The organism is Terrabacter sp. 05T424 (assembly GCF_056396225.1).
This window is the reverse complement of record NZ_JBFTLB010000007.1, coordinates 117996-143350: the sequence shown is the minus strand read 5'-3', so window position 1 is coordinate 143350 and position 25355 is coordinate 117996. Positions and strand designations below refer to the sequence as shown.

Here is a 25355-nt window from a genome sequence, read left to right as displayed (position 1 = left end):
TGGGGACATGACGCAGACCGGCGACCCGCAGGCGAGGCCCTACGCAGCTCAGGTGGCACTGCGCTGGTCCGACATGGACGCGTACGCCCACATCAACAACGTCCAGTTCCTGCGCCTGCTCGAGGACGCCCGGGTCATCGCCTTCCGCGACTGGTTCGACGGCGGAGGGGCCGGCGACAAGTCGCTCCTCGACGAGGGCGTGCTCGTGTCGCGCCACGAGATCGAGTACCGCCGGCCGCTCGGCTTCCGGCACGAGCCGGTGGAGATCCAGATGTGGGTGTCGCGGGTCGGTGGGGCGGGCTTCGACGTCGCCTACATCGTCACCGACCCCGACGGCGTCGACACCGCCGAGGGCGAGCGGCGTGTCTACGCCGTGGCCGAGACCGAGCTGGCCCTGTACGACTTCACCAGCGAGTCGCCCCGTCGCATGCGCCCCGAGGAGCGCGCCTCGCTGCGCGCCCACGAGGGCGAGCCTGCCCCCTTCCGCCGGAGGCGCCGGTGACCGGCACCGTGCAGATCGACTTCGGCGACCCGCGCGGCCTCGCAGACCTCGCCACCTACCTGGGCCGCGCCCGCAAGGCGAACCCTGACGGTTCGGTGCGCCTGCAGGTGGTCGGGAGCCTGCTCGTCACGACGGTTGCCGTGATCGAGGGCAGCGGCCTGATGGGCGAGGGCACGGTGCTCGGCATGCGAGTGGTGGCGATCGCGCCTTCTGACGCCGTCGACGCGACGGTGTCGTTCGCGTCGGTCTCGGACCGGCTGGCCCGTGACGGTGCAGGCTCGGTCCTCAGCGTGCCTCCCACGACCGTGCGTGCCCCGTGGAGCGGTCTCACGCCACCGCGCGACGGGTGGGAGCCCGTCGGCAAGCTCGATGGCGCGGCCGTGGACTCGATTGCGCGGCAAGGGATCTCGCAAGTGGCCGAAGGGACGCCTGATGGTGCCGGAGCGCATGCCATCGATGCGCTGCGGCGCCGCACGTGGGCGGCGATGAGTGACACCGCGCCGCCGATCGCGGCGGGTCTGGCGTTCGGGGCCCACGTGCTCGGCTTCACGGTCGCGGGCGAGCCGGCCTCGATCTCCGCCCACGGCCGGTGGACGCGGCTCAGCACGGACCGAGGTCACGTGCTGGTGCGCTGAGCTCAGGGCCGTCCGGTCCAGCACCCGCGCTTGACGAGGACGTCCTTGAGCACGTCGATGCGGTCGCTGACGAGGCCGTCGACCCCGAGGTCGAGCAGGCGGTGCATCTCGTCCGCCTCGTCGATGGTCCACACGTGCACCTGCTTGCCGTGGCGGTGGGCTGCGTCGACCAGGCCGCGCGTGACGACCTTGACGGACCGGCCGCGCAGGGGCACGGTCGGAGGGACCTGGAAGACGTCGGCAGGAGTGCGCAGCAGGGCCGTCAGCCATCGCGGACCGAAGCGGGCCAGTGCGGTGCCCACCTCCGCCGCGGCCGTGGCGACGCGGCCCTGTGACAGACGCCGAAACTGGGAGATGTGGCGTTGCGAGAACGAGCCGACACAGACCTGGTCGTGCAGTCCGCGCTCCTCGATGAGCCGCCACAACGGGAGCGCGGTGCCAGGAGCCTTGAGGTCGATGTTGAGGTTGATGTCGGGCCACGCATCGAGCACGTCCGTGAGCAAGGGGACGTGCTCGCCGTCGCCGACCACTGCGTAGGAGACCTGCGACCACGGCAGGTCGCGGATCAGCCCGCGCGTGTTGCTGACCCGGTCGAGCCGTGTGTCGTGGAAGGCGACGAGCATCCCGTCGTGGGTCACGTGCACGTCGGTCTCGAGGTGCGTGTAACCCAGGGCCACGGCGTTGCCGAAGGCGGTCATGGTGTTCTCGAAGCCGACGTTCGGGGCGTAGAGCGAGCCACCACGGTGGGCGAGCGCCACAGGTGTGCGGTCGAGGTAGGGCCTGAGCGTCGCCATGTCGCCGAGGTTATCGGCCGTTCCGGGCACTCGGCGCGGTCTCCTCGGAGACGTCGGATCTTGCTCCGCTGGGCGGAGCAAGATCCCAGTCGTCGAGGCAATGACCACGCAGGACCCACTGCCGACCGGCGTCTCAGGCTTGGGTATGCCGTGAGGCCCCGTCCGGGCGGACGGGGCCTCACGAGGTCACCGGCCCGGTGACCGGTCAGTCGGTCAGGACCAGATGGCCCACACCGTCGTGTCGGTGGGCACGAGCCCGTCCTCGAGCGGACCCGAGGCCACGACGACCTCGGCACCCTCGGGCAGGGCCACGGGCTCGGCGCCGAGGTTGGCGACGACGAGCAGCCGCTCGCGCTGGTCGGCGCCGTTGGTCAGCGCGACGACGTCGGCGGCATACCCGTCGACCCACGTGAGCGACCCGGTGCCCAGGGAGAGCGTGCGACGGTTCGCGAGCAGCGACCGGTACAGCTCGAGGGTCGACCCCGCGACGCCCTCCTGCTGGTCCACCGCGTACTGGGCGTACACGTCGGGCTGGGGGAGCCAGGTGTGGGCGCTCGGGCCGAAGCCGAGCGACGGGCCCTCGGCCGACCACGGCATCGGCACGCGGCAGCCGTCGCGGCCCGTCTCGGCGCCGTGCGTGCGCGCGAAGGTCGGGTCCTGACGGAACGCGGCCGGCATGTCGGTCGAGTCGGGAAGGCCCAGCTCCTCGCCCTGGTAGATGTAGGCGCCGCCCGGGAGCGACAGCATGAGCGTGGTCGCCGCGCGGGCCCGGCGCAGGCCGAGAGCGCGGTCGGGCTGCGGGTCGGTCGCCGAGATGCCGTTCATACGCGGGGTGCCCGGCGCGTAGCCGAGGCGCGAGGCGTGGCGCACGACGTCGTGGTTCGACAGCACCCACGTCGAGGGAGCGCCGACCGAGTCGGCCGCGCGCAGCGACGAGGTGATGACGGCCTTGAGGTCCTTGGCGACCCAGGAGGAGGTGAGGAAGTCGAAGTTGAACGCCTGGTGCATCTCGTCGGAGCGGACGTACTTGACGGCACGCTCCTGCGGCTCGACCCACGCCTCGGCGCAGAGGATGCGGTCGGGCGTGCCGTAGGACTCGAGGATCTTTCGCCACGCGCGGTAGATCTCGTGCACGCCGTCCTGGTCCCACATCGGGCTGCGCTTCGTGTGGTCGATGTGCGGGGCGTCCTCCGGCTGGGCCACCGCGGGCGTGGCGTCGTCGTCGTGCTCGGCGTGGCCGAGCATGACGGTGCGCTCCTCCTCGGTGTCGGGCAGGCCCTGCTGCTTGATGAGGCCGTGCGCGACGTCGACGCGGAAGCCGTCGACGCCCCGGTCGAGCCAGAAGCGCAGGATCGACTCGAACTCGGCGCGCACCTCGGGGTGCTCCCAGTTGAAGTCGGGCTGCTTGGGGTCGAACAGGTGCAGGTACCACTGGCCCGGTCGGCCGTCGGCCTCGGTGACGCGCGTCCACGCGGCGCCGCCGAAGACGGACTCCCAGTTGTTCGGGGGCAGCTCGCCGTGCTCGCCGCGACCCTCGCGGAACATGTAGCGCTCGCGCTCGGCCGAGCCGGGCCCGGCGGCGAGGGCGGCCCGGAACCACACGTGCTCGTCGGAGCTGTGGTTGGGCACCATGTCGACGATGACCTTGAGGCCGAGCTCGTGGGCTCGCGCGATCATGGCGTCGGCGTCCGCGAGGGTGCCGAAGATCGGGTCGACGTCGCGGTAGTCGGCGACGTCGTAGCCGGCGTCGGCCTGCGGCGACGTGTAGAACGGCGAGAGCCAGATGGCGTCGACGCCCAGGGCGCGGAGGTGGGGCAGGCGCGACGTGATGCCCGGCAGGTCACCGAGGCCGTCGCCGTCGGCGTCGGCCCACGAGCGCGGGTAGATCTGGTAGATCACGGCCTGTCGCCACCAAGCGGCATCGGGCCGGTCGGCCGCGTGGACCGGGGTGGTCTCCTCACGCACCTCGAGGTCGTCGAGGGGGTGGGTCAGGGTCTGGGTTGCTGATCGCGTCACGAGCCACCATCGTTCCGCATCAGGCCGAAAACTCAAAGAAAGAACTGCAACTTCTTGCAGAACGGTCGCTCGACCCCTGATGTCGGTGCTCGTTGGTAGGAACGAGGGCATGAGGAGCGGTTTCGTCGTCCCGTATGCCACCGAGCTCGAGTTCGCCGACCTGGCTCGTCTGGGGGAGCAACGCGGTTGGGACGCCGTGTTCGGCTGGGAGGCGCTCTACGGCGTCGACGCGTGGGTGCAGCTCGGTGCGGCCGCGATGGTGACCGAGCGCATCCGCCTCGGCACCCTGCTCACTCCGGCCGCGCGCCACCGGCCCTGGGACCTCGCCTCGAAGGTCGGCTCCGTCGACCGCATCAGCGGGGGCCGGGCCTTCATGTCCGTCGGACTGGGGGCGCTGCATCCCGGCTGGCTCGCCTACGAGGCCGACGAGGGGCGGGCCGTCCGCGCCAGGAAGCTCGACGAGTGCCTCGACATCTATGCCGGCCTGCTCGGCGACGCGGGCTCGTTCACGTATGCCGGTGAGCACTACAGCGCCGCTGCCAACGACTTCATGCTGCCGCCGCCCACACCGCAGCGCCCCCACCCGCCGGTGTGGGTCGTGGGGGCGCCGACCCCCGGTGGGGGCCGGCAGCGCTCGCTCGAGCGGGCGGCCCGCTGGCAGGGGGTCATACCCGCGATCCACTCAACGGACGACAAGCCCAAGACCCTCGACGCCTTCGCCGGCGTCGTCGAGCCCGTGCGCCGGCTCCGCGCAGAGCAGGGGCTGCCGTGGGAGGGCTACGACGTCGTCATCGAGGCCGACTCGTGGGGCGATTTCACCCGCCTCGAGCCGGCCGAGCCGGCGGCGTGGGAGCAGGCCGGCGCGACGTGGTGGGTCGAGAGCTGGTGGGACATCCCCCAGGGTGCCGACGGGTTGGCAGAGGTGCGTCGCCGCGTCGAGGCCGGCCCGCCGGCGCTGCGCTGAACGAGCCCAACGCCAGACCTGGGTCCGGTAGGCCGGGGGCGCCTCCGACGGCCGGGTCAGACGTCTCGGACTCCCTGCCTCGCCAACAGCTCGCGGTGCTCGTCGGTGAGCGCGGTGATGCGCTCGAGGTGTGTGGTGAGGAACGTGAGCTGCTCGGCGGACAGCTCCTCGAGCGCCGGCTGACCCGCGCGAACGAGCGGGCCGTACGCCTCCCAGGTCAGCTGCTGGCCGAGCTCGGTCATCTCGACGAGAACCGTGCGTCTGTCGGTCTCGGACCTCAGCCGGCGCACGAGACCGCGGCGCGCCAGCCGGTCGATCAGCGCCGTCGTCGCTGCGGGCCGCAGCCCGGTGGCGGCGCTGAGGACGCCAGCCGACTTCGGGCCGTCGACGAGCCAGTCGAGGCAACGCAGGTCGGCCGGGCCCAGGCCTAGACGCCGGCCGACGGTGTCGTCGAACGCCTGGACGGAGCGCTGGTAGCGCTGCATGGCATCGCCGAGGGCGTGGACGAGGTCCTCGCGAGGGGGTTGACCAGACCCGGACATCGAGCCTAACTTTCGAATATCAAATCATTTGATTCTCGTAAGGAAAGGCTACCAAGATGAAGGCTCTCGTCGTGGGAGGTGGCATCGCGGGGCCTGCCACGGGCCCTCGCACTCGCAAAGGTCGGCGCCGACGTGACCGTGCTGGAGGCCTGGCTGCGCAGTGACGGTGAGGCCGGGTCCTGGTTCACTTTGGCGCCGAACGGCCTCCACGCCCTCGACCTGCTCGGCGCCCGGCACCTCGCCACCGAGCTCGGCGTGCCGAGCGAGCGCAACGTCATGGTCGGGGCTTCCGGGGCCGTGCTCGGCGACCTGTCCCTCGGCATCCCGCTCGACGACGGCACGGTGGCCCTGACCCTGAAGCGCTCCCGTCTCGCCCGGGCCCTCGCCGACGAGGCCGGGCGACGGGGCATCGAGGTGCGGCACGGCGCTCGCGTCGTCGACGTGAGTCCCGGGGTCGACAGCGCGCAGGCGACGCTCGCCGACGGGTCGACGCTCGAGGCCGACCTGGTCGTCGGCGCGGACGGYGTCCATTCCGTCGTGCGCCGAGCCATCGACCCGACCGCGGCTCCCGCGCGCTACGTGGGTCTGACCAACTTCGGCGGCATCACGACGCACACGCCTGTCGCAGCGCGTCTCCCGGCACGTCAGTGGCACTTCGTGTTCGGCAGTCGCGCCTTCTTCGGAGCCCATCCGACACCGAGTGGTGACGTGGTCTGGTTCGTCAACCAGCCGCGACCGCTCATCACGCCGGACGAGCGGGCACGGAGGGGCCCCGACGACTGGCAGGCCGAGCTCGCAGACCTGTTCGAGCAGGACGCCGGTCCCGCGGCCGAGCTCATCCGGAGCGGGCGCCTCGAGCTCTGGGCAGACAACACCCATGACCTGCCCAGCGTCGCCCGGTGGAGCCGCGGGCGGGTCGTCATCGTCGGCGATGCCGCGCACGCGCCCGCGCCGAGCTCCGGCCAGGGTGCCTCCATGGCGCTGGAGGACGCGGTGGTGCTCGCCACGAGCGTGCGCGACACCGGGAGCGTCGAGGCGGCCCTGGCGGCATACGAGAAGGCGCGGCGCGCCCGCGTCGAGCGGATCGTCGCGGCAGGGGCACGGAGCAGCAGCTCGAAGATCCCCGGCCGCGCGGGCCGCGCAGTCCGTGACGCCATGATGCGACTCGTCTTCCGCCACCTCGTGACCGAGAGGTCGACGGCGTGGGTCACCGGCCACCGGGTGCAGTGGGGGCCGTCCGCTGACCCGGCACTACCGTCTGGGGCATGACGACCTTTGTCACGGCTGCCTTCTGCCTCGTCCGCGACCGGCAGCTGCTCACGGTCCGCAAGGCCGGCTCGGTGCGGTTCATGCTGCCCGGCGGCAAGATCGACCCGGGTGAGAGCGCGCGAGGCCGCCGTCCGCGAGGTGATGGAGGAGGTCGGCGTCGACGTCACCGGCATCGGACTGCCCCTCGGGCGGTTCCATGACGTCGCTGCGAACGAGCCCGACTCGTGGGTCGATGCAACGGTCTTCGTCGCGGACCTGGAGCCGGGCCACGCGCCGACCCCGCTGGCCGAGATCGCCGAGCAGCGGTGGCTCGGCCTCGACCACGCGCTGCCCGACGACCTGGCACCGCTGCTGCGCAACCACGTCGTGCCCGCACTCCGCTCGCACCTGGCGACTCCCTGACACCGGACCCGCGGCCGTCGTCGGCCGCGGGTCGCGGGAGGGTTGGTGGGTCCGGAGGGTCAGCCAGGCCCGTCGTGCATCCCGATGATCCCCGCCTTGGCCGCCTTCTTCACCGCGTCGGCCTCGGCCCGCGTCAGCTTGCCGTCCTTGACGGCCTGCGCGAGCCGGTCGTCGAAGGCCTTCTGCTCGTCGGCCTCGTGGGCCGTACGGAGGTCGGCGATGGCCGTCTTAACCTTGGCCGCGTCGATGCCCAGCTTGGCGGCGAGCTTGGTGGCCAGCTCGTCCTGCAGCGCCGTGGCGTGCGGCCGGGCCTGACCCGGGGTCCGTGCGGCCCGCAGCTCGTCGCGGACGGCCTTGAGGGCGTCCTCGAGCTTCGTCTGGTCGACGCCCAGCTTGGCGGCCAGGGTCGAGAGGTCGGCGCCGCGGCCGAGACCGGGTCCACCGGGACCACCATGGCGCCCGCCCGGTCCCCAGCCCCGGCCGTCGCGGTCCCGGTTGCCGGGTGTCGTGCTGTCGGTCGTGCCCTTGTTGGGGTCGCCCTGGGTCGAGGTGGCCGACGGCGTCGGGGTGGTCGTGGTCGTGTCGTCGGCCCTCGCCACCTGCGAGACGCCGAGCCCGATGACGGCGGCTGCGGCGCCGACCACGGCCACGCTCGCAGCCTTCTTGTTGATCGACACCATGTCGCGTCCTTGTCGTCATGCGTCGGACGGACGGCCCGACGGTGAGTTCGCCTGGATCCAGCGAACACCCACGCCTGGTGTTCGCACCCGTGAACCGGCTGTGACTTGCTGTGAGTCCAGCCGACAGGTCGGCGCGCTCAGAACGTGCCGTCAGGTCCCGGGGCGTTGACGAGGGAGTACGCGGCGCGGGTCAGGTAGTCGCGCAGGCGGTCGTCGTTCTCGGGGGAGAGGCCGAGCGTGTCGACGGCGTCCATCATGTGCAGCAGCCAGCGGTCGCGCATGTCTGGCGTGACCTGGAAGGGCATGTGCCGCATCCGCAGGCGTGGGTGACCGCGCTGCTCGGAGTAGGTGGTGGGGCCACCCCAGTACTGCTCGAAGAACATCCGGAGGCGCTCCTCGGCCGGGCCGAGGTCGTCCTCCGGGTAGAGGGCGCGCAGAGCCTCGTCGTCGGCGACACCCCGGTAGAACTCGCGCACGAGCTTGGCGAAGGTCTCGTGCCCGCCGAAGTCGTCGTAGTAGGTCACGTCGGCCAGTCTCCCAGAGCCGGTGGGCGGCTCACTTGTGAGGGGGGCCGCCGTAGGGCGGCATCACGGGCAGCGGGCTGCGCACGCCCTCACGGTCGAGGGCCACCTTGATGCGCTCACGCATCTCGCGCTGCACGCCGAACTGCTCGTTGGCCACCGTCTTGGCGACGATGCGGATCGTGATCGCTCCGTTGGCGATCGACTCGACTCCGACGACCTCCGGCTCCTCGAGCAGGATGTCCTTGTAGGGCCCGTCGTCGTCCATCACCCCGACGACGTCACGGATGACCTTGATCGCCTTCTCGACGTCCTGGTCGTAGGCGATGGCGATGTCGACGATCGCGGTCGACCAACCCTGAGTCTTGTTGCCGATGCGGATGATCTCGCCGTTGCGGACGTACCAGGTCATCCCGCCGGCGTCGCGCAGCTGGGTGACGCGCAGCGAGACGTTCTCGACGGTGCCGACCACCTCGCCGGTGTCGATGACGTCGCCGACGCCGTACTGGTCCTCGACGATCATGAAGACGCCGGAGAGGAAGTCCTTGACGAGGCTCTGCGCGCCGAACGCGAGGGCGACACCGCCGACGCTCGCGGACGCCAGCATCGGACCGAGCGGGATGCCGACGAGTGAGAGCACGGTCAGCGCGGTGATCCCCCCGACGACGAACGTCGTGATGCTCTTGAGGAGCGCGCCCATCGTCTGGGTGCGCTGGACGTGGCGCACGTTGGCGACGCCGACGGCCTGCAGCGCGCGGCCGGCCCCGGGCAGGCTCGCGAGGCGCTCGGCCCGGCGGGACGTCGCCGTGGCGACGACCCGGTTGATGAGCCTTCGAAGCAGGAACCGGGCGAGCACGCCGACGACGAGCACGGTGATGATGAGCAGTGGGGTGCCCAGGAGCCAGTCACCGACGCCGGACCAGGTGACGCTGGAGAGGTTGGGCATCGAGAGGTCCATGGGCAGCTCCTGCGAGGGAGACGGGGAAGGCGTCGGAGTGGGCGGCGGTGTGCCGTCGGCGGTGGGGCCCCCCCCCCCACGACGGTTGCATCAGCCGCGGCGGTCGCGCTCCTGGGCGACGAGGGCGCGCGCGACGGTGTCGCGGTTCTCGGCGACCGTGCGCACAAGCCCCGCAGCAGCGTCGGGGTTGGCCGCGAGCCAGGCGTCCGATGCCGCCTTGAGCTGCTCGCTGGCGAGGGAGAACGGGTAGAAGCCGCCGACGACCCTCTCGCCGATGGCCACGCTGCGCTCGGCCCACGCGTCGACGAGCATGGCGTGGTAGCGCTCGACGTACGGCTCGAGCAGGGACAGGTCGGTGCTGCGGCGGAAGCCGGCGCCGATCGCCTCGACCATCTGGTTGGACAGGTCGTTGCGCTCGACGGCCTTGGCCCAGGCGTCTGCCTTGGCCTCGGCCGTCGGACGGGCTGCCAGTGCCTCGGCGGCTCGCTCCTTGCCCGTGGCGGTCGGGTCACGGTCGAGCTCGCCGTGGATCTCGGCCTCGTCCGCGGAACCGAGCGCCGCGAGCGCCTTGGTGAAGGTCCACCGCAGCTCGGTGTCGACCGTGAGGTCGGGCAGCGACTCCTCTCCGGAGAGCAGGGCCCGCAGGCGGGGCTCGTCGGCCGGGTCGGCCGTGCTGCCCGCCCAGGCCTCGACAAGCTGGAACTGGGCGTCGCTGCCCGCCTCGGCCGACTCGGCGAGGGAGCGGAGGGAGGACGACAGCAGGGCCGAGACCTCGGCGCGGTGCTCGGGGGCCGTGTAGAGGCGGGCCGCCGTGGAGGCCTGGCCGAGCAGGACGCGGAGCAGCGTCGAGTCGGTCTCGCCCGGCAGCGACTCGAGGACGAACCGCACGAAGTCGCGGGCCGGCATCTCACCGTCGCGGGTCATGTCCCAGGTCGCACCGAGCACGAGCGAGCGGGGCAGCGAGTCCTGGAAGCCGCGGGGGAGGGCGAGAGCCGTTGCGAGCGACCGCTCGTCGAGGCGGATCTTGCCGTAGGCGAGGTCGTCGTCGTTGAGGAGCAGCAGGTCAGGCTGCTCCTGGCCGACGAGCTCGGCGATGTCGGTGCGCTCGCCGGCGACGTCGACCTCGTCGTAGCCGATGCGCTCGAGGAGGTCGCCCGAACCTTCGCTGCGCCGCACGGCATACCGGCCGATGCCGATGCGGTGCGGGCGCAGGGTCGGGTACTCCTCCGTCGCTGTCTGGGTGATCGCGAACGAGCTGTAACGGCCGTCGGCGCCGACGTCGAAGACCGGTCGCAGCGTGTTGACGCCGGCCGTCTCGAGCCAGAGCTTGCTCCACTCGGTCAGCTCGCGCCCGGAGGCCTTCTCGAGCTCGCCGAGCAGGTCGGAGAGCGTGGTGTTGCCCCACGCGTGCTTCCGGAAGTACTCACGCAGCGCCGCGACGAACGGCTCACGGCCGACGTACGCGACGAGCTGCTTGAGCACCGACGCGCCCTTGGCGTACGTGATGCCGTCGAAGTTGACCTCGACGTCCTCGAGGTGGCGCATGTCGGCCGCGATGGGGTGCGTCGAGGAGAGCTGGTCCTGGGTGTAGGCCCAGGCCTTCTCCGACGTGCCGAAGGTGGTCCACGCACTCGTCCACTCGGTGGCCTCGGCCTGGCAGGTCGTCGACGCCCACTCGGCGAACGACTCGTTGAGCCACAGGTCGTCCCACCACTTCATCGTGACGAGGTTGCCGAACCACATGTGGGCCAGCTCGTGCAGGATCGTCAGCGCGCGGCGCTCGATCTTGGCCTCGGAGACCTTCGACCGGAAGACGTAGATCTCGGTGAAGGTGACGGCGCCGGCGTTCTCCATCGCGCCCATGTTGTACTCGGGCGTGAAGATCTGGTCGTACTTCGCGAACGGGTAGGGCTGGTCGAACTCGGCCTCGAAGAACGCGAAGCCCTTCTTCGTGCAGTCGAAGATGTTGTCGGCGTCGAGGTGCTGCGTCAGCGACTTGCGGCAGAACACCCCGAGCGGCACCACGCCGTTCCGGGTCTGCACCTCGTCGCGCACCTCGTCGTAGGGCCCGGCGACGAGGGCGGTGATGTACGAGGAGATGCGCTGCGTCGGCTCGAACGACCACGTCGCGCGCTCGATGCCGTCGGCCACGCCGGCTGCCGTCGGCGTGGGGGTGGGCGAGTTGCTGATGACCTTCCAGTGCGCGGGCGCGGTCACCGTGAAGCGGAAGGACGCCTTGAGGTCGGGCTGCTCGAACACCGCATACATGCGCCGGGAGTCGGGCACCTCGAACTGCGTGTAGAGGTACACCTCGTTGTCGACCGGGTCGACGAAGCGGTGCAGGCCCTCGCCGGTGTTGGTGTAGCGGCCCGTCGCGTCGACCGTCAGCTCGTTCTGGGCCGCGAGGCCGGGCAGGGCGATGCGGGAGTCGGCGAAGACCTCGGCAGCGTCGAGGTCGACGCCGTTGAGCGTGACCCGCTCGACCGAGTCCGCGATGAGGTCGATGAACGAGTCGGCGCCGGGCTCCGAGCAGGAGAACGCGACCGTGGTGACGGTGCGGAAGTTCTCCGGACCCGTCGTCAGGTCGAGGCTGACGTCGTACGCGTCGACGCGCAGGATGCCTGCGCGGCTCGCCGCCTCGTCGCGGGTCAGGTTCTTGCCGGGCACGTGGGGACCTCCTGGGACAGGTGTGGGGAGCGCGGCGCAGCATCGGTCCGACGGCGCCGTCGCGGGCCATCCTCGCACGGAACCCCGACCCGTCCACCACCGCAATCGGGCCGCGACGGGCAGTGCCATGATGGGCCGCATGGCCGATGTGAACGACAGCCCGAAGACGAGCCGCGACTCGGTCGAGATGTGGTTCGACCCCATTTGCCCGTGGGCGTGGATGACGTCGCGCTGGCTGATGGAGGTCGAGACGCTGCGCGACATCGACGTGACCTGGTCGGTCATGAGCCTGGCCGTGCTCAACGAGCACCGGCACGACCTCGACGCCGCCTACCGGGCGCGCATGGACGAGGCGTGGGGCCCGGTCCGCGTCATCATCGCCGCGGTCGAGGCGCACGGCGACTCGGTCATCAAGCCGCTCTACGACGCGATGGGCACGCGTATCCACCTGCGCAAGATGAACGACTTCGACCAGGTCATCCTCGAGTCGCTCGAGGAGGTCGGGCTGCCGGCCGCCCTCGCGAAGGAGGCCCACCACAAGAAGTTCGACGCCGCCCTGCACCGCAGCCACAAACGCGGCATCAGCCTCGTCGGCACCGAGGTCGGCACCCCGATCATCTCGGTCGGAGGGGTCGCCTTCTTCGGCCCGGTCGTCACCCCCGCCCCCAAGGGCGAGGCCGCGGCGAAGCTGTGGGACGGGTGCGTCCTCGTCGCGAGCACACCCGGCTTCTTCGAGCTCAAGCGCACCCGTACGCTCGGCCCGATCTTCGACTGACCCGACGAGCCGGCCCGGCCCGCCGCGCTCGGCACCCTGACTGATCGACCGACTGACCGACTGACTGACTGACCACCCCACGCACCCAAGGACCCACATGCGCATCCACATCGGCGGCGACCACGCGGCATACGAGCTCCACCAGTCCCTCGTCACGCACCTGCGCGCGGCCGGGCACGACGTCGTCGACCACGGCCCGTTCGGCTACGATGCCCAGGACGACTACCCGGTCTTCGTGCTGCGTGCCGCCGAGGCCGTCGCCGCAGAGGAGGGCTCGCTCGGCGTCGTGCTCGGCGGGTCGGGCAACGGCGAGCAGATCGCCGCCAACAAGGTGTCGGGCATCCGGGCCGCCCTCGCCTACAACGCGGAGCTCGCGAGCCTGGCCCGCGAGCACAACAACGCGCAGGTCGTCTCCATCGGGGCACGGTTCACCGCCGACGCCGTCGCGAAGGAGATCGTCGACACGTTCGTGTCGACAGCGTTCTCGGATGAGGCGCGCCACAGCCGGCGTCTGGGTATGGTTTCCGCGTACGAGAACTCGGGGGATCTGCCAGCACTGCCGGACGCAGGCGCTCACTGACTCTGTCTGCCGCGATCCCCTTCCCCCTGTCGTCCCCTCAACGCCGCAAGGGAGGCCCGTGGCCCACAACGAGAGCGTCGTCTCTCGACGCTCGCGCTACGGTGCCGGACCGATCAGACGCCTTCACCTGCTGGGGCCGTGGCTCAGTCGGGCGCCGTGGGCGCTCGTCTGCCTGTTCCTGCTCCTGAGCATCCTGGTCACGGCCGCCGTCGCCTTCGCGCCGAAGACGGTGCCGTGGGGCGTCTACGGCTTCGTCGTCGTGCTCGCCGGCCTCTTCCTCGAGCCACGCTTCCTGCTCGTCGTCTACATCGGCCTCTTCCTGTCGATGGCGATCCTCGGCGCCTACCTCGGACAGGACAAGCCGACGACCCCCGGCGCGCAGATCGTCACCGTCGCCACGATGATGCTGATGCTCTGGCTCTCGCACGCACGGGCCCAGGTCGGGGTCGTGGGGGTGAGTGGCGAGTCGATGCTCGTCGACATGCGCGACCGGCTGCGCGCCCAGGGCGAGCTGCCCCCGCTGCCGCCGTCGTGGGGTGCCGAGGTCGCACTCGAGTCGGCCTTCGGTGACGGCTTCTCCGGTGACTTCGTCGTCGCGAGCCGCTCCACCGACGGCTGCACGCTGGAGGTCGCGCTCGTCGACGTCTCGGGCAAGGGCCGCGAGGTGGGCGCCCGCTCCCTGCTGCTCTCCGGTGCGCTCGGCGGGCTCCTCGGCGAGCTGAGCGAGCGCGGCTTCCTGCAGTCCGCCAACAACCACCTGCTGCGGCTGCGCTGGAGCGAGGGTTTCGCGACGGCCGTGCACGTCGCCGTGAACCTCGAGACCGGCAACTTCACCATCGGGTATGCCGGCCACCCGGCTGCCGCCCAGTTCACCGCTGGGTCTGGCCGCTGGCGCATGCTCGCGGGCGGCCGAGGCCCGCTGCTCGGGGTCATCGAGCGGGCCGAGTTCCCCCGCGAGACGGGCACCATGCGCCGGGGAGACGCGCTCGTGCTCTACAGCGACGGCGTCATCGAGGCACGCGACAAGGCGCTCGACGACGGCATCGACCGCATGCTGGGCCGGGCCGAGTCGTTCATCCGCACCGGCTTCGAGGGGCTCGCCCAGCGACTGTGCGACCAGGCCGCTGCCGGCCTCGGCGACGACCGTGCCGTCGTCACCATCTGGCGCACCTGAGACACGGAGGGCCGGACACCGCGCGGTGACCGGCCCCGACGTGCTGCCGACGGGCGTCAGCTGATGTCGTCGTCCTGGCCGTCGAGGCCGTCGAGAGCGTTCGTGAGGCCTTCCTGGCCCTGGTCGACCTTGTCGGCGTACTGGCCGCCCGTCTTCTCGTCGACGAAGTCACCGGCCTTGTCGACGCCGTCTCCGACCTGCTCTCCGTGCTCGTCGACCTGCTTGCTGACCTGGTCCTTCATGTTGTCGAAGACACTCATGACTTGCCTCTCGGTCGTCGAGGACCGCTGTCCGGCCCCCGTGCAGACTCCACGCTAGACCCGCAGACTGTCGCGGTGACCCGTGCGAACCGCACGGTTCGGGCAGAGGCAGCGGGCTCACTACGATGCCCGCGTGACCGACAACGCGAGCGACCCCTCGGCCGACGTGTCCGACCCGAATGGGCCCTCCCTGCCCGGCCGTCGCAAGGACCACCAGGTGCCCGAGCTGCCCGAAGGGGTGAGCCCGGCGCGCGTGCGCACCTTCGTGCGTCGCGGGCGTCTCTCGACCCTCACCCGCGACCGCGTCGAGCGCCTCGGCCCGGCCCGCTCCCTGCCCGAGGGACGCTTCGAGGCGCAGGCCGCGTTCGGGCGCGTCGCACCCGTCGTCCTCGAGATCGGCTGCGGCCACGGCCACGCGGCCATCGCGTATGTCGCCGCGTTCCCCGAGCACGACCTCCTCGCCATGGACGTCCACACTCCCGGTCTCGCGCGGATGCTGGCCGACGCCGACGAGGCCGGCGTGCCCAACCTCCGCGTCCAGATCGGCGACGCCGTGCTGTTCCTCGAGGAGCGCGTCGCAGACTCGACCTTCGATGCCGTGCACCTGTTCTTCCCCGACCCGTGGCGCAAGCAGAAGCACACGAAGCGCCGTTTCGTCAGCGCAGGCAACCTCGACCTGCTCGCGCGGGTGCTCAAGCCCGGCGGGCACGTGCTGGTGGCGACCGACCAGGACTTCTACGCGGAGCACGCCCTCGCGGAGGTCGCTGCGCACCCCCGGTTCGAGGCCCGGCGGGTCGAGCGGCCGGCATGGCGTCCGGGCGACGGGTTCGAGGCCAAGGGGATCGCGGCCGGCCGCACGATCAACGAGCTGCGCCTCGACCTCGTGGACTGACCGGTTCGAGGGTCGAGGAGTCTCTCCGGCACCGGGTGCCGGTAGAGCTCCACGACTGTCGTCAAGGTCCGGTCTGCTGCCTCGCGGGGTGACAGGACGCCGACCTCGCTGCCGCGGCTCGTTCCTCGCCGCACCTGCTCGGCCTCCCGGCATCCTGTGCGCCCCGACATGAGCGAGGGCCGCACTCGGGCGACTCCGTCGCTCCGAGTGCGGCCCTCGTGAATTGTCGGGGTGACAGGATTTGAACCTGCGGCCCTTGCGTCCCAAACGCAATGCGCTACCAAGCTGCGCCACACCCCGTGGCGTCGGAATCGTAGCCGACGTGCGGGTGACGAGCCGAGCCGGGACAGCCCGCGGGCGGGTCGATTCGGTGGACCGGAGGCGACCCAGTAGGCTTTCGCCTCGGATCGTCGGCACCGTCCGGCGGCCTGCGGGCGTAGCTCAATGGTAGAGCCTCAGTCTTCCAAACTGATTACGCGAGTTCGATTCTCGTCGCCCGCTCCGAAACCCACTTGGCCCCAGGGCCGCGGCTTCCTACCGTGGAGTCCATGTTCCGCCCCGATCTCCAGGACGCCCTCCGCGACCGCGACGCGGTGCTCCGGTCGTTCCTCGCGCCCGACGGCACGCTCACGAGCATCCCGACGAAGATTCGCAAGCGGCTCGTCGTGCTCGACCTGCTCTCGCAGGAGTTCGAGCCGGGGGAGAAGTACGAGGAGACGCAGGTCAACAACCGGCTGCGGGCCTTCCATCCCGATGTCGCGGCCCTGCGGCGCTACCTCGTCGAGGAGGGTTTCCTCGACCGTGCCGATGGGATCTACTGGCGCGCCGGGGGCACCGTCGACTGAGGCTCAGCGAAAGCCGAGCGCCTCGCTGAGGTGGCTCTCGGCGCCGTCGGCCTCGAGGCTCGCCTCGACTGCTGCCGCCGTGCGCGGCGAGGGCCATCCGTGCACCCAGAAGAGCGCCAGCCCGCCCGGCAGGGCGATGAGCAGCGGCAGCCACGAGTGCGGCGTGAACGCGAACGAGCACGCGAACGCCACCAGCACCGGCGCCTCCGCGAGTGCGGTGCGCAGCGTCGTCGTGGACGTGAAGTAGCGCAGGCTCGTCGTCTCCGCGTTCTCGCGCGGCAGGCCGAGGGGCAGGGCCGGGACGGCATACCCGGCGTAGCGGATGAGCGCGGCCGAGCCCACGAGCGCGACGAGCGTGACGGCGACGGCCCACGGCGAGGGCAGGGGCGCCGACGGGTCGACGATGATGCGCACCGCGCTGATCATGAGCGCCCCCATGCCGACGGCCACCGACACCATCTGGATGGGCCGCAGGGCGGCGTTCGCGGAGGAGGCGAAGGGGGACGGCGGTGTGCTCATGGCCACCGAGCATAGGCGTCGGGTGACCGGGGACGATCCGCGCATTTAGCCATCGGCCGTGTGCCCTATAGCATGGTGCGCTGGCCCGTCAGTTCACCGTCGACGACCACGTCGGCACCACCCCAGGAGTACCCCGCAGTGAAGAGTGCGCTCGAGACCCTCAGCCCGACCCGGGTCAAGATGACCATCGAGGTCCCGTTCGAGGAGCTCAAGCCGAGCCTCGACGCGGCCATCAAGCACATCGGTGAGCACATCCAGGTGCCCGGCTTCCGCAAGGGCAAGGTCCCGGCCCGCATCATCGAGCAGCGTGTCGGTCGCGCCGCCGTCCTCGAGGAGGCCGTCAACAGCGCCCTCCCGACGTTCTACGGCCAGGCCCTCGAGGAGAACGCCGTGCGTCCGCTCGGCCAGCCCGAGATCACTGACCTCAAGGTGCCCGCCACGGACGGCGAGGACTTCACGTTCACGGCCGAGGTCGACAAGCGTCCCGAGATCGACCTGCCCGACTTCTCCGACATCGAGCTGACCGTCGACGAGGCCAAGGTCGAGGACGAGGCCGTCGAGCAGCGCCTCACCGACCTCCGCGCCCGCTTCGGCACCCTCAAGGGCGTCGACCGCGCCGTCCAGGACGGCGACTTCGTCTCCCTCGACCTCTCCGCCGAGATCGACGGCGACGAGATCGACTCCGTCACCGGGGTCTCCTACGAGGTCGGCAGCAAGAACATGCTCGAGGGCCTCGACGAGGCGCTCATCGGCATGACAGCAGACGAGACCAAGCAGTTCACCGCCCCGCTCGCCGGTGGCGACCAGGAGGGCCAGGACGCCAACTGCACCGTGACCGTCACCGCGGTCAAGGAGCGCGAGCTTCCCGAGCTCGACGACGAGTTCGCCCAGCTGGCCTCCGAGTTCGACACCCTCGACGAGCTCAAGGCCGACCTCACGGCCAAGGCCGAGGTCGACGCGAAGTTCGCCCAGGGCGTCGCTGCCCGCGACAAGCTCCTCGAGGCCATCCTCGAGAAGATCGAGGTCCCGATCCCCGAGGGCGTCGTCGAGTCCGAGGTGCACAGCCACCTCGAGGGCGAGGGTCGTCTCGAGGACGACGAGCATCGTGCCGAGGTCGACGAGAGCACCCGCAAGGGCCTCAAGACCCAGCTCGTCCTCGACGCGATCGCCGAGAAGGAAGAGGTCAAGGTCGAGCAGCAGGAGCTCATCGAGTTCCTCGTCATGAGCTCGCAGCAGTACGGCATGGACCCGAACCAGTTCGCGCAGTCGCTCGACCAGGACGGCCAGATCCCCGCGATGGTCGCCGAGGTCGCCCGCCGCAAGGCGCTCGCCACGGTCCTCGAGAAGGTCTCCGTCAAGGACACCGCCGGCAACACGATCGACCTCAACGAGTCCGTCCCCGGCACCGAGGGTGACGAGCTCGTCGAGATCGAGGAGATCGACGACGCCGAGACCGAGAAGGCCGACGCCTGAGCGTCCCCACCTCGCAAGGCCGCTGGGCCGGTTCCCGCACGGGAGCCGGCCCAGCGGCGTCTCCGGCGCTGTGGTTCCGATCACTGGTACGCGGGTACGTGGCTGCTGGTCCTCAGTCATCGGGGACCACCACTCGTGACCTGGACGAAGGAGCCGAGATGACCGCGTACGACGACCTGACCGACTCGAGCCCCGAGGGCCCACCTGACAGCCCCGCCGAGTCGCTCGCCGCCCAGCCGGGCGGCGCGGCTCAGACGCCGGGCGAGATCGGTGGCGACGACCAGACCGTCGACCCCACGGGCGACCCTGGCGGCGACGGCGACCTCGGTGACGCGCTCGGCGGCGCCGACGACGAGACGAGCCAGGGCCCMGGCGTCGACAGTTCCGACGCGGAGCGCGGCAACCTCGACGGCAGCACGCCGAGCGAGACGACCCGGGAGGACGCGCTCGACGACGCCTCCGACGCCGTGCGCGACCCCTCGACCGCCAGCGCCGATGGAGGCGATCTCGCCTCCTACACGGACGCCGGGGACTCCGGTCAGGACAACGGGCTGAGCGAGTAGGCCACGAGCCCCTGGGACCCCGCCGGACGGCATACGTCGGCGGGGTCCCGTGCGTCTGGTTGCGCGCGACCGGCTCAAGGTTGTGCGCTCAGGGCGAACAGGGTGCGGTTCGGGAAATCTGGCCCGGGGGTCGGGCGTTAGGGTCAGTGACGAGCCAGCCGGCACCGCATCCCGCGGCGAGAGGCTGGACCACTTCGACGATGGAGACTTGGGTGACTTCGGAGACCTCCGCCAACGGCAACGGCATGCCGGGTGGTCTGGACGACCACATCTACAACCGCCTGCTCAAGGAACGCATCATCTTCCTCGGGTCCGACGTGCGCGACGACAACGCGAACGCCATTGCTGCGCAGCTCCTGCTGCTCTCGGCAGAAGACCCCGAGAAGGACATCTGGCTCTACATCAACAGCCCCGGTGGCTCGATCTCGGCCGGCATGGCCATCTTCGACACGATGAACTGGATCCCCAACGACGTCGCGACCGTCGCGATGGGCATGGCCGCATCGATGGGCCAGTTCCTCCTCTCGGCCGGCACGCAGGGCAAGCGCTACGCGACGCCCCACGCCCGCGTCATGATGCACCAGCCCTCGGGCGGCATCGGCGGCACCGCCACCGACATCAAGATCCAGGCCGAGCAGATGCTCTACGTCAAGAAGCAGATGGCCCAGCTCATCGCCGAGCACACCGGCCAGAGCGTCGAGCAGATCGAGAAGGACTCCGACCGCGACCGCTGGTTCAGCGCGGAGGAGGCCAAGGAGTACGGCTTCGTCGACCACGTGTTCAGCCGGTCCGACCAGGCGGTCGAGGGCAAGGGTGTCGGCCAGGCCGACGCCAAGGGCGAGAACTGACCGCGGCCTGAACAGGACTTGGAGACCACACGCATGAACATCGAACCCACCAACCGCCTCGCGAGCGCCGCCCCGTCGAGCCGCTACATCCTGCCGCAGTTCGAGGAGCGCACCTCTTACGGCATGAAGCGGTCCGACCCCTACAACAAGCTCTTCGAGGACCGCATCATCTTCCTCGGCGTGCAGGTCGACGACGCGTCGGCCGACGACATCATCGCCCAGTTGCTCGTGCTGGAGTCGCTCGACCCCGACCGCGACATCCTCATGTACATCAACAGCCCGGGTGGCTCGTTCACCGCCATGACGGCGATCTACGACACGATGCAGTTCGTCCGGCCCGACATCCAGACGTTCGTCATTGGTCAGGCCGCCTCGGCCGCCGCGGTCCTGCTCGGCGCCGGTGCGCCGGGCAAGCGTTTCGCCCTGCCGAACTCCCGCATCCTGATCCACCAGCCGGCGCTCTCGGGCGGCGACTACGGCCAGGCCTCCGACATCGAGATCCAGGCCAACGAGGTGCTGCGCATGCGCACCTGGCTCGAGGACACCCTCGCCGGCCACACCGGGCGCACGTCGGAGCAGGTGCGCAGCGACATCGAGCGCGACAAGATCCTGTCCGCCGCTGACGCCATGGAGTACGGCCTCATCGACGAGGTGCTCGCCTCGCGCAAGGCCTCGCTCGAGGTCTGAGCCTCAGGCACCCCGCGTATGCCGTCGGGCCCGGKCACGCGACCGGGCCCGGCGGCATACCTGCTTGGATGGGTGGCACCTGACGTCGAGCGTGGAGGTTTGAGGCATGGCCGGTGCGGAGTTCGAGCAGGCGGTCGAGGCGGTCAAGGGTCTGACTGTCGACCCCGGTAATGACGTGAAGCTGAGGCTCTACGGGCTGTTCAAGCAGGTGACCGAGGGCGACGCGAGCGGTTCACGGCCAGGGTTCACCAACCCCGTCGGGCGCGCGAAGTACGACGCCTGGGCCAAGCTCTCGGGCACGGCCCCCGAGGCGGCCGAGGAGCAGTACGTCGCGATCGTGCGCGACCTCACCGCAGGCTGACGCCGGCGACGTACGCTTCGCGACATGAGGGCGTATGCCGTGCGGTTCGTCGCGCTCGGCGGACTGGTCCTCGCGTTGCTGTCCGGTCTGGCGGTCGGTGGCCCGCGGCGGCGGCGCGATGCGGATCGGGCCGCGGCCCAGCCAGATTCGACTGGAATCCCGTTCAAGTGACACGGGCGTCGTTTGTCCGCCATCAGCGGACAAACGGCGTTGCGCGAGCGGGGGTGGGTCCCTCCGTCGTCTAATAGGAGTCGGCCCCTAGGTTGGGGTCGGCCGGGTGCACCCCAGCGTTCGGCGCCGACGAACCAGGAGCGAATCGGTGGCACGCATCGGAGAAGGCGGAGACCTCCTCAAGTGCTCTTTCTGCGGAAAGAGCCAGAAGCAGGTCAAGAAGCTCATCGCCGGGCCCGGTGTGTACATCTGCGACGAGTGCATCGACCTCTGCAACGAGATCATCGAGGAGGAGCTCGCCGAAAGCAGCGAGCTGGGCCTCGACCACCTGCCGAAGCCACGCGAGATCTTCGACTTCCTCGAGAACTACGTCATCGGCCAGGACGTCGCCAAGAAGTCGCTCGCCGTCGCCGTCTACAACCACTACAAGCGCATCCAGGCTGGTGAGGGCGTCAAGCGCGACGATGACCACGTCGACATCGCGAAGTCCAACATCCTGCTCATCGGGCCCACCGGGTCCGGCAAGACCTACCTTGCTCAGACCCTCGCGAAGATGCTCAACGTCCCCTTCGCCATCGCCGACGCGACGGCCCTGACCGAGGCCGGCTACGTCGGCGAGGACGTCGAGAACATCCTCCTCAAGCTCATCCAGGCCGCCGACTACGACGTCAAGAAGGCCGAGACCGGCATCATCTACATCGACGAGGTCGACAAGATCGCCCGCAAGAGCGAGAACCCGTCGATCACCCGAGACGTCTCGGGTGAGGGTGTGCAGCAGGCACTCCTCAAGATCCTCGAGGGCACGACCGCGTCGGTGCCCCCGCAGGGCGGCCGCAAGCACCCGCACCAGGAGTTCATCCAGATCGACACGACCAACGTGCTCTTCATCGTCGGTGGCGCCTTCGCCGGCCTCGAGAAGATCATCGAGTCGCGCTCCGGTCGCAAGGGCCTCGGCTTCGGCCAGCCGCTGCACAACCCGAAGGACCTCGGCGACAGCTTCTCCGACGTCATGCCCGAGGACCTGCTGAAGTTCGGTCTCATCCCGGAGTTCATCGGCCGCCTGCCCGTCCTGACGACGCTCGCGCCGCTCGACCAGCAGGCCCTCGTCAACATCCTCACCGTGCCGCGCAACGCGCTCGTGAAGCAGTACCAGAAGATGTTCGAGATCGACGGCGTCGACCTCGAGTTCACCGACGACGCCATCGCGGCGGTGGCTGACCAGGCCCTCCTGCGCGGCACCGGCGCCCGTGGACTGCGGGCGATCATGGAGGAGGTCCTCCTTCCGGTCATGTTCGACGTGCCGAGCGACGACGAGATCGCCCGTGTGGTGGTCACCCGCGAGGTCGTCCTCGACAACGTCAACCCCACGATCGTGCGGCGCGAGGCCGAGCCGCGTGCCAAGCGTCAGCGCAAGGAATCCGCCTGACGCGCGGGCCCCGATCTCGGCGTTCGGGCGGAACGGGCCACACCGTATAGAGTTCTCCCGGAACGCACGCGCTCTGGCTGCTCGGCCGGGCGCCACACCAGGTGTGCAGGGCATCGGCGCCACGCGGTTCTCGCCCTCGTCGGGTGGTTCGGCTCGTCTGAGGCGCCCGAGCCATCGAGCGCTCAGGTGGGCGGTTGCGCTCGAGACCAGCCTGGCTGAGCACGACTCGGCCCGGGGGAGCGCGCGCGTTCGGGGCTGTCACCGGGGCAGCACGAGACTGAAGGAGTCGGGTTGGCGCACAGCCACGTCGCGCGTCTGCGCGCCAGGGACGACATCGAGCCTCCCTCCTCCGTGAGGTGGTCGAGGCTCGGCCCGGGCTTGGTGGCCCTCGCTGCCACCGTCTGGTTCACCGTCTCGGCGGGTGTCCCGCTGGGCTCCGTGGCGCTCTACCTCGTGGCGTTCGCCTGGTCCGTGATGGTGCCCGGGGTGCTCGTGCACAGGGCGCTCTGCGGCCGTCCGGCATCCGCCGTGTCCGACCTGGCCCTCGGAGGCGCCACGGGACTCGTGCTGCAGCTCGTCGCGTGGGTGGCCTTCACCGGCGCGCACGTCGCCGGCTGGCTCGTCCTCTGGCCGCTCGCCGTCGTGATCCCCTTCGCGGTGGCCCCGAGACTGCGCCGGCACTGGACCTTCGCTCCCTACCGGCGGACCGTCAACCCCGTGGCGGCCTGGCTGACGCTGGTGGCCTACCTGCTGCCCGTGTTCGCGCTCGCGGTCGGTCTCTTCAGCACCACGAACCTGCCGCCGGCCTCGAACATCTGGTACCCGGACGACCTCTGGCACCTGGCCCTCAGCGCCGAGCTCATGCGGAGCGTCCCGCCGGACATCCCGCAGCTCGCCGGCAGCCCGTTCTTCTACCACTGGTTCAGCAACGCCCACATCGCCGCGATGACGTGGACCACCGGCCTCGACCTCCCCGTCGTCTTCCTGCGCCTGTGGATGGCGCCCGTCATCGCGCTCGCGGTCGGGGTCGTGTTCGCCGTCACCGAGCAGCTGGCGCGCCGCACCTGGCCCGGCGCCGTGGCCGCGCTGCTGCTGGGCTCCCAGGCGGCGCTGTTCCCGACGTGGCTGACGCTGCCTGGCTTCGCCCCGTTCGGCCTGCACAGCCCGTCGCAGGTGTTCTCGATCCCGATCATCGGGCTCGCGCTGGACTCATTCATCCGCGTGCTCCGCGACCGCCGCGTGGCTCCCGGGCGATGGGTGCTGCTCGTGCTGGCCCTCGCCGGTGCCTCCGGTGCGAAGAGCTCCGTGGTTCCCGTGCTCGTCTGCGGCGTGGCGCTCGCTCTGCTCGTCGCGCTGGTGACGCACCGGGCGCTGGTGCCCCGGTTGCTCGCCGTGCTGGGCCTTTCCCTGGTGCTGGTGGTGCTCACGGCGCTGCTCACCGGCGGCTCGAGCGCCGGAGTCATCGTCCAGCTCTTCTCCACCGTGCGGGCCACCCAGCCGTGGGTGATCCTGACGGGCACGAATTCACCCTTCTCGAAGGCGTCCGTGCTCCCGGGGCTGGGCGCCCAAGGTGCTCCGAAGCTGCTCGCCCTCGTGCTGGTCACCTGGGCCCTCGGCTATGCCTGGGTGGTCCCCGGTCTCAAGGCGCTCAAGGGGCGTGACCTCAGTGGCTGGCTGCTTCTGGGAGTCGGGCTCGGGGGCTTCGCGGCGATGATGCTGCTGAGCCAGGACGGACTGTCTCAGGTGTACTTCATGTCCGGCGCGGTGGTGGCTCTCTACCCGCTCGCCGGGTGGGGTCTGTCCCTCGCCTGGGACTCGGCCGCCTCCAGTGCCGGACGCAGCGCGGCGTTACGGTGGTCGCTGGTCGGTGCCGGCACTGCACCGGCCCTCCTCCTCGTCTGGCGCACGTTGAGCGGGCCGACCCCCACGGCGGCGGGCCTCAACGGCTCGCTCGTGCGGGGGCTGGTCGTGCCCGCCGTCGTCGCCTGCGTGCCCCTGGTTGCCGTCGTGGTGGGCCGGAGGTCCGGCCAAGGGTCGAGCGGGTCGAGCGGGTCGCTGGCGTTCCTCGCAGTCGGTTGGCTGGCGGTGACTGCCGCTTTGGTCCCGCGTGCCATGCCGGGCGTGGGTGGCCCCCTGCCGACCGGGACGGAGACGACCTTCGTGGTGGCCGGGCTCGTGCTGGCCGCGGCGGCCGTCGGCTCGCAGTTCTGGGTGCCGCGGCGAGGGCAGGCCTCGCGCCGCGCCGCGACGGTGACGGCGAACGTGCTCCTGGGTCTCGCCACCGTCGCACTCGTCGTGCAGGTGGCCGGCCTGTTCCACACCGCCATGGAGGCCGCGCCCATCAAGAGCGTCTTGCGCGTCTCGATGGCCGAGGCCAGCGCCGCCCAGTGGCTGGAGGCGAACTCCGAACCGGACGACGTCGTCGCCACGAACGTCCACTGCCGGGCCGGCAAGACGGTCGCACACTGCGACTCGCGGGCCTTCTGGGTCAGCGCCCTCACCCAGAGGCGGTCGCTGGTGGAGAGCTGGGCCTACACCGCATCGGCGCATGAGCGTCATGGCGTGGGCGGCCGTCCGTACTCCCAGCAGCCGTTCGAGAACCCCAAGCTGCTCGCGCTCAACGAGGGGGCGTTCCGCGCGCCCACCGCTGAGACCCTGGCCGCGCTCAAGGGCAAGGGAGTGCGGTGGCTCTTCGCCGACACGAAGGCCGGCACCGTCTCACCACGGCTGAGCGAGCAGGCGGACCTGGTGCACGAGTCGGGCACGGTCAAGATCTTCCGCCTGCGCTGACAGGGCAAGGCCGTGACCGCGGGGCACCCGGCCGTGTCTGC

General features: G+C 70.6%; 27 protein-coding genes and 2 tRNA genes. 19 read left to right on the top strand and 10 right to left on the bottom strand.

Going from position 1 to position 25355, the window contains the following annotated elements; all coding sequences use genetic code 11:
* The first annotated feature begins 7 nt into the window (after positions 1 to 7).
* Positions 8 to 502 (top strand): acyl-CoA thioesterase, encoded by a 495-nt coding sequence (locus AC1DE0_RS15265; RefSeq protein ID WP_478102026.1) that lies wholly within the window; start codon positions 8 to 10, stop codon positions 500 to 502.
* Positions 499 to 1137 carry a DUF8185 domain-containing protein gene (locus AC1DE0_RS15260; RefSeq protein ID WP_478102024.1) on the top strand — a complete coding sequence of 213 codons (639 nt, stop codon included), beginning with the start codon at positions 499 to 501 and terminating at the stop codon, positions 1135 to 1137. Before AC1DE0_RS15265 ends, AC1DE0_RS15260 begins: the two co-directional genes overlap by 4 nt.
* 2 nt (positions 1138 to 1139) lie before the next feature.
* On the opposite strand, the gene AC1DE0_RS15255 is transcribed toward AC1DE0_RS15260, so the two are convergent.
* Entirely contained in the window at positions 1140 to 1931 is a 792-nt protein-coding gene (locus AC1DE0_RS15255) for a glycerophosphodiester phosphodiesterase family protein (RefSeq protein WP_478102021.1), read from the bottom strand.
* A gap of 213 nt (positions 1932 to 2144) precedes the next feature.
* Positions 2145 to 3947 (bottom strand): glycoside hydrolase family 13 protein, encoded by a 1803-nt coding sequence (locus AC1DE0_RS15250; protein ID WP_478102019.1) that lies wholly within the window; start codon positions 3945 to 3947, stop codon positions 2145 to 2147.
* Positions 3948 to 4056: 109 nt separating this feature from the next.
* On the opposite strand from AC1DE0_RS15250, the gene AC1DE0_RS15245 reads away from it, so the two are divergent.
* Positions 4057 to 4911, top strand: a complete 855-nt coding sequence (locus AC1DE0_RS15245; RefSeq protein ID WP_478102017.1) for an LLM class flavin-dependent oxidoreductase — start codon at positions 4057 to 4059, stop codon at positions 4909 to 4911.
* Positions 4912 to 4967: 56 nt separating this feature from the next.
* On the opposite strand, the gene AC1DE0_RS15240 is transcribed toward AC1DE0_RS15245, so the two are convergent.
* Positions 4968 to 5453 (bottom strand): MarR family winged helix-turn-helix transcriptional regulator, encoded by a 486-nt coding sequence (locus AC1DE0_RS15240; protein WP_478102015.1) that lies wholly within the window; start codon positions 5451 to 5453, stop codon positions 4968 to 4970.
* Between the two features lie 132 nt (positions 5454 to 5585).
* Between AC1DE0_RS15240 and AC1DE0_RS15235 the strand changes: the two genes are divergently transcribed.
* Positions 5586 to 6722 carry an FAD-dependent oxidoreductase gene (locus AC1DE0_RS15235; RefSeq protein ID WP_478102013.1) on the top strand — a complete coding sequence of 379 codons (1137 nt, stop codon included), beginning with the start codon at positions 5586 to 5588 and terminating at the stop codon, positions 6720 to 6722.
* A gap of 108 nt (positions 6723 to 6830) precedes the next feature.
* Entirely contained in the window at positions 6831 to 7124 is a 294-nt protein-coding gene (locus AC1DE0_RS15230) for an NUDIX domain-containing protein (protein WP_478102010.1), read from the top strand.
* A gap of 59 nt (positions 7125 to 7183) precedes the next feature.
* On the opposite strand, the gene AC1DE0_RS15225 is transcribed toward AC1DE0_RS15230, so the two are convergent.
* The 4 genes from AC1DE0_RS15225 to pepN form a co-directional block, all read right to left on the bottom strand.
* Complete coding sequence (locus AC1DE0_RS15225) at positions 7184 to 7804, bottom strand: hypothetical protein (protein WP_478102007.1); 621 nt, start codon at positions 7802 to 7804, stop codon at positions 7184 to 7186.
* Between the two features lie 137 nt (positions 7805 to 7941).
* A complete protein-coding gene (locus tag AC1DE0_RS15220) occupies positions 7942 to 8328 on the bottom strand; it encodes a globin (RefSeq protein WP_478102005.1) in 387 nt (128 codons plus the stop codon).
* Between the two features lie 31 nt (positions 8329 to 8359).
* Entirely contained in the window at positions 8360 to 9283 is a 924-nt protein-coding gene (locus AC1DE0_RS15215) for a mechanosensitive ion channel family protein (protein ID WP_478102003.1), read from the bottom strand.
* 90 nt (positions 9284 to 9373) lie between these two features.
* Positions 9374 to 11950 (bottom strand): aminopeptidase N, encoded by a 2577-nt coding sequence (pepN, locus tag AC1DE0_RS15210; RefSeq protein WP_478102001.1) that lies wholly within the window; start codon positions 11948 to 11950, stop codon positions 9374 to 9376.
* 139 nt (positions 11951 to 12089) lie between these two features.
* Between pepN and AC1DE0_RS15205 the strand changes: the two genes are divergently transcribed.
* The 3 genes from AC1DE0_RS15205 to AC1DE0_RS15195 all read left to right on the top strand — a co-directional run bounded on the left by AC1DE0_RS15205 (position 12090) and on the right by AC1DE0_RS15195 (position 14479).
* The gene (locus AC1DE0_RS15205) at positions 12090 to 12725 is read left to right on the top strand and encodes a mycothiol-dependent nitroreductase Rv2466c family protein (RefSeq protein WP_478101999.1); all 636 of its coding nucleotides are present in this window, start codon (positions 12090 to 12092) and stop codon (positions 12723 to 12725) included.
* 97 nt (positions 12726 to 12822) lie between these two features.
* Positions 12823 to 13305, top strand: coding sequence for a ribose-5-phosphate isomerase (locus AC1DE0_RS15200; protein WP_478101996.1), 483 nt, complete (start codon positions 12823 to 12825; stop codon positions 13303 to 13305).
* A gap of 58 nt (positions 13306 to 13363) precedes the next feature.
* Positions 13364 to 14479, top strand: a complete 1116-nt coding sequence (locus AC1DE0_RS15195; protein ID WP_478101994.1) for a PP2C family protein-serine/threonine phosphatase — start codon at positions 13364 to 13366, stop codon at positions 14477 to 14479.
* 56 nt (positions 14480 to 14535) lie between these two features.
* On the opposite strand, the gene AC1DE0_RS15190 is transcribed toward AC1DE0_RS15195, so the two are convergent.
* Entirely contained in the window at positions 14536 to 14739 is a 204-nt protein-coding gene (locus tag AC1DE0_RS15190) for an antitoxin (RefSeq protein WP_478101992.1), read from the bottom strand.
* A 133-nt stretch (positions 14740 to 14872) separates the two neighbouring features.
* On the opposite strand from AC1DE0_RS15190, the gene trmB reads away from it, so the two are divergent.
* A complete protein-coding gene (gene trmB / locus AC1DE0_RS15185) occupies positions 14873 to 15631 on the top strand; it encodes a tRNA (guanosine(46)-N7)-methyltransferase TrmB (protein WP_478101990.1) in 759 nt (252 codons plus the stop codon).
* A 226-nt stretch (positions 15632 to 15857) separates the two neighbouring features.
* Here the strand turns inward: trmB and AC1DE0_RS15180 are convergent.
* Positions 15858 to 15931: transfer RNA gene (locus AC1DE0_RS15180), tRNA-Pro, on the bottom strand.
* Positions 15932 to 16061: 130 nt separating this feature from the next.
* Between AC1DE0_RS15180 and AC1DE0_RS15175 the strand changes: the two genes are divergently transcribed.
* Together AC1DE0_RS15175 and AC1DE0_RS15170 are read left to right on the top strand one after the other, a co-directional pair.
* A tRNA-Gly gene (locus AC1DE0_RS15175) sits at positions 16062 to 16132 on the top strand.
* 47 nt (positions 16133 to 16179) lie between these two features.
* Positions 16180 to 16476 (top strand): DUF2087 domain-containing protein, encoded by a 297-nt coding sequence (locus AC1DE0_RS15170; RefSeq protein WP_478101988.1) that lies wholly within the window; start codon positions 16180 to 16182, stop codon positions 16474 to 16476.
* A gap of 3 nt (positions 16477 to 16479) precedes the next feature.
* On the opposite strand, the gene AC1DE0_RS15165 is transcribed toward AC1DE0_RS15170, so the two are convergent.
* Positions 16480 to 16995 (bottom strand): hypothetical protein, encoded by a 516-nt coding sequence (locus tag AC1DE0_RS15165; protein WP_478101986.1) that lies wholly within the window; start codon positions 16993 to 16995, stop codon positions 16480 to 16482.
* Between the two features lie 138 nt (positions 16996 to 17133).
* Here AC1DE0_RS15165 and tig point away from each other — a divergent pair, with 138 nt between their 5' ends.
* The 8 genes from tig to AC1DE0_RS15125 all read left to right on the top strand — a co-directional run bounded on the left by tig (position 17134) and on the right by AC1DE0_RS15125 (position 25314).
* The gene (tig, locus tag AC1DE0_RS15160; protein ID WP_478101984.1) at positions 17134 to 18468 is read left to right on the top strand and encodes a trigger factor; all 1335 of its coding nucleotides are present in this window, start codon (positions 17134 to 17136) and stop codon (positions 18466 to 18468) included.
* A gap of 158 nt (positions 18469 to 18626) precedes the next feature.
* The gene (locus AC1DE0_RS15155) at positions 18627 to 19031 is read left to right on the top strand and encodes a hypothetical protein (RefSeq protein ID WP_478101982.1); all 405 of its coding nucleotides are present in this window, start codon (positions 18627 to 18629) and stop codon (positions 19029 to 19031) included.
* A 200-nt stretch (positions 19032 to 19231) separates the two neighbouring features.
* Complete coding sequence (locus tag AC1DE0_RS15150) at positions 19232 to 19879, top strand: ATP-dependent Clp protease proteolytic subunit (RefSeq protein WP_478101980.1); 648 nt, start codon at positions 19232 to 19234, stop codon at positions 19877 to 19879.
* Positions 19880 to 19912: 33 nt separating this feature from the next.
* Positions 19913 to 20566, top strand: a complete 654-nt coding sequence (locus tag AC1DE0_RS15145; protein WP_478101978.1) for an ATP-dependent Clp protease proteolytic subunit — start codon at positions 19913 to 19915, stop codon at positions 20564 to 20566.
* 106 nt (positions 20567 to 20672) lie between these two features.
* Positions 20673 to 20927, top strand: coding sequence for an acyl-CoA-binding protein (locus tag AC1DE0_RS15140; protein ID WP_478101976.1), 255 nt, complete (start codon positions 20673 to 20675; stop codon positions 20925 to 20927).
* Positions 20928 to 20951: 24 nt separating this feature from the next.
* Positions 20952 to 21098 (top strand): hypothetical protein, encoded by a 147-nt coding sequence (locus AC1DE0_RS15135; RefSeq protein WP_478101974.1) that lies wholly within the window; start codon positions 20952 to 20954, stop codon positions 21096 to 21098.
* A gap of 148 nt (positions 21099 to 21246) precedes the next feature.
* Positions 21247 to 22524 (top strand): ATP-dependent Clp protease ATP-binding subunit ClpX, encoded by a 1278-nt coding sequence (gene clpX, locus AC1DE0_RS15130; protein WP_478101971.1) that lies wholly within the window; start codon positions 21247 to 21249, stop codon positions 22522 to 22524.
* 381 nt (positions 22525 to 22905) lie between these two features.
* Positions 22906 to 25314: a hypothetical protein gene (locus AC1DE0_RS15125; protein WP_478101969.1), complete on the top strand. Its 2409-nt coding sequence runs from the start codon at positions 22906 to 22908 to the stop codon at positions 25312 to 25314.
* Positions 25315 to 25355 lie beyond the last annotated feature (41 nt).

Bases quoted from the DNA above. Each gene is read 5' to 3' on its own strand.
- AC1DE0_RS15265 (WP_478102026.1), top strand. From the start codon at position 8: ATGACGCAGACCGGCGACCCGCAGGCGAGGCCCTACGCAGCTCAGGTG.
- AC1DE0_RS15255 (WP_478102021.1), bottom strand. From the start codon at position 1,931: ATGGCGACGCTCAGGCCCTACCTCGACCGCACACCTGTGGCGCTCGCC.
- AC1DE0_RS15245 (WP_478102017.1), top strand. From the start codon at position 4,057: ATGAGGAGCGGTTTCGTCGTCCCGTATGCCACCGAGCTCGAGTTCGCC.
- AC1DE0_RS15240 (WP_478102015.1), bottom strand. From the start codon at position 5,453: ATGTCCGGGTCTGGTCAACCCCCTCGCGAGGACCTCGTCCACGCCCTC.
- AC1DE0_RS15225 (WP_478102007.1), bottom strand. From the start codon at position 7,804: ATGGTGTCGATCAACAAGAAGGCTGCGAGCGTGGCCGTGGTCGGCGCC.
- AC1DE0_RS15215 (WP_478102003.1), bottom strand. From the start codon at position 9,283: ATGGACCTCTCGATGCCCAACCTCTCCAGCGTCACCTGGTCCGGCGTC.
- AC1DE0_RS15205 (WP_478101999.1), top strand. From the start codon at position 12,090: ATGGCCGATGTGAACGACAGCCCGAAGACGAGCCGCGACTCGGTCGAG.
- AC1DE0_RS15200 (WP_478101996.1), top strand. From the start codon at position 12,823: ATGCGCATCCACATCGGCGGCGACCACGCGGCATACGAGCTCCACCAG.
- AC1DE0_RS15190 (WP_478101992.1), bottom strand. From the start codon at position 14,739: ATGAGTGTCTTCGACAACATGAAGGACCAGGTCAGCAAGCAGGTCGAC.
- AC1DE0_RS15170 (WP_478101988.1), top strand. From the start codon at position 16,180: ATGTTCCGCCCCGATCTCCAGGACGCCCTCCGCGACCGCGACGCGGTG.
- AC1DE0_RS15165 (WP_478101986.1), bottom strand. From the start codon at position 16,995: ATGAGCACACCGCCGTCCCCCTTCGCCTCCTCCGCGAACGCCGCCCTG.
- AC1DE0_RS15150 (WP_478101980.1), top strand. From the start codon at position 19,232: ATGGAGACTTGGGTGACTTCGGAGACCTCCGCCAACGGCAACGGCATG.
- AC1DE0_RS15145 (WP_478101978.1), top strand. From the start codon at position 19,913: ATGAACATCGAACCCACCAACCGCCTCGCGAGCGCCGCCCCGTCGAGC.
- AC1DE0_RS15140 (WP_478101976.1), top strand. From the start codon at position 20,673: ATGGCCGGTGCGGAGTTCGAGCAGGCGGTCGAGGCGGTCAAGGGTCTG.
- AC1DE0_RS15135 (WP_478101974.1), top strand. From the start codon at position 20,952: ATGAGGGCGTATGCCGTGCGGTTCGTCGCGCTCGGCGGACTGGTCCTC.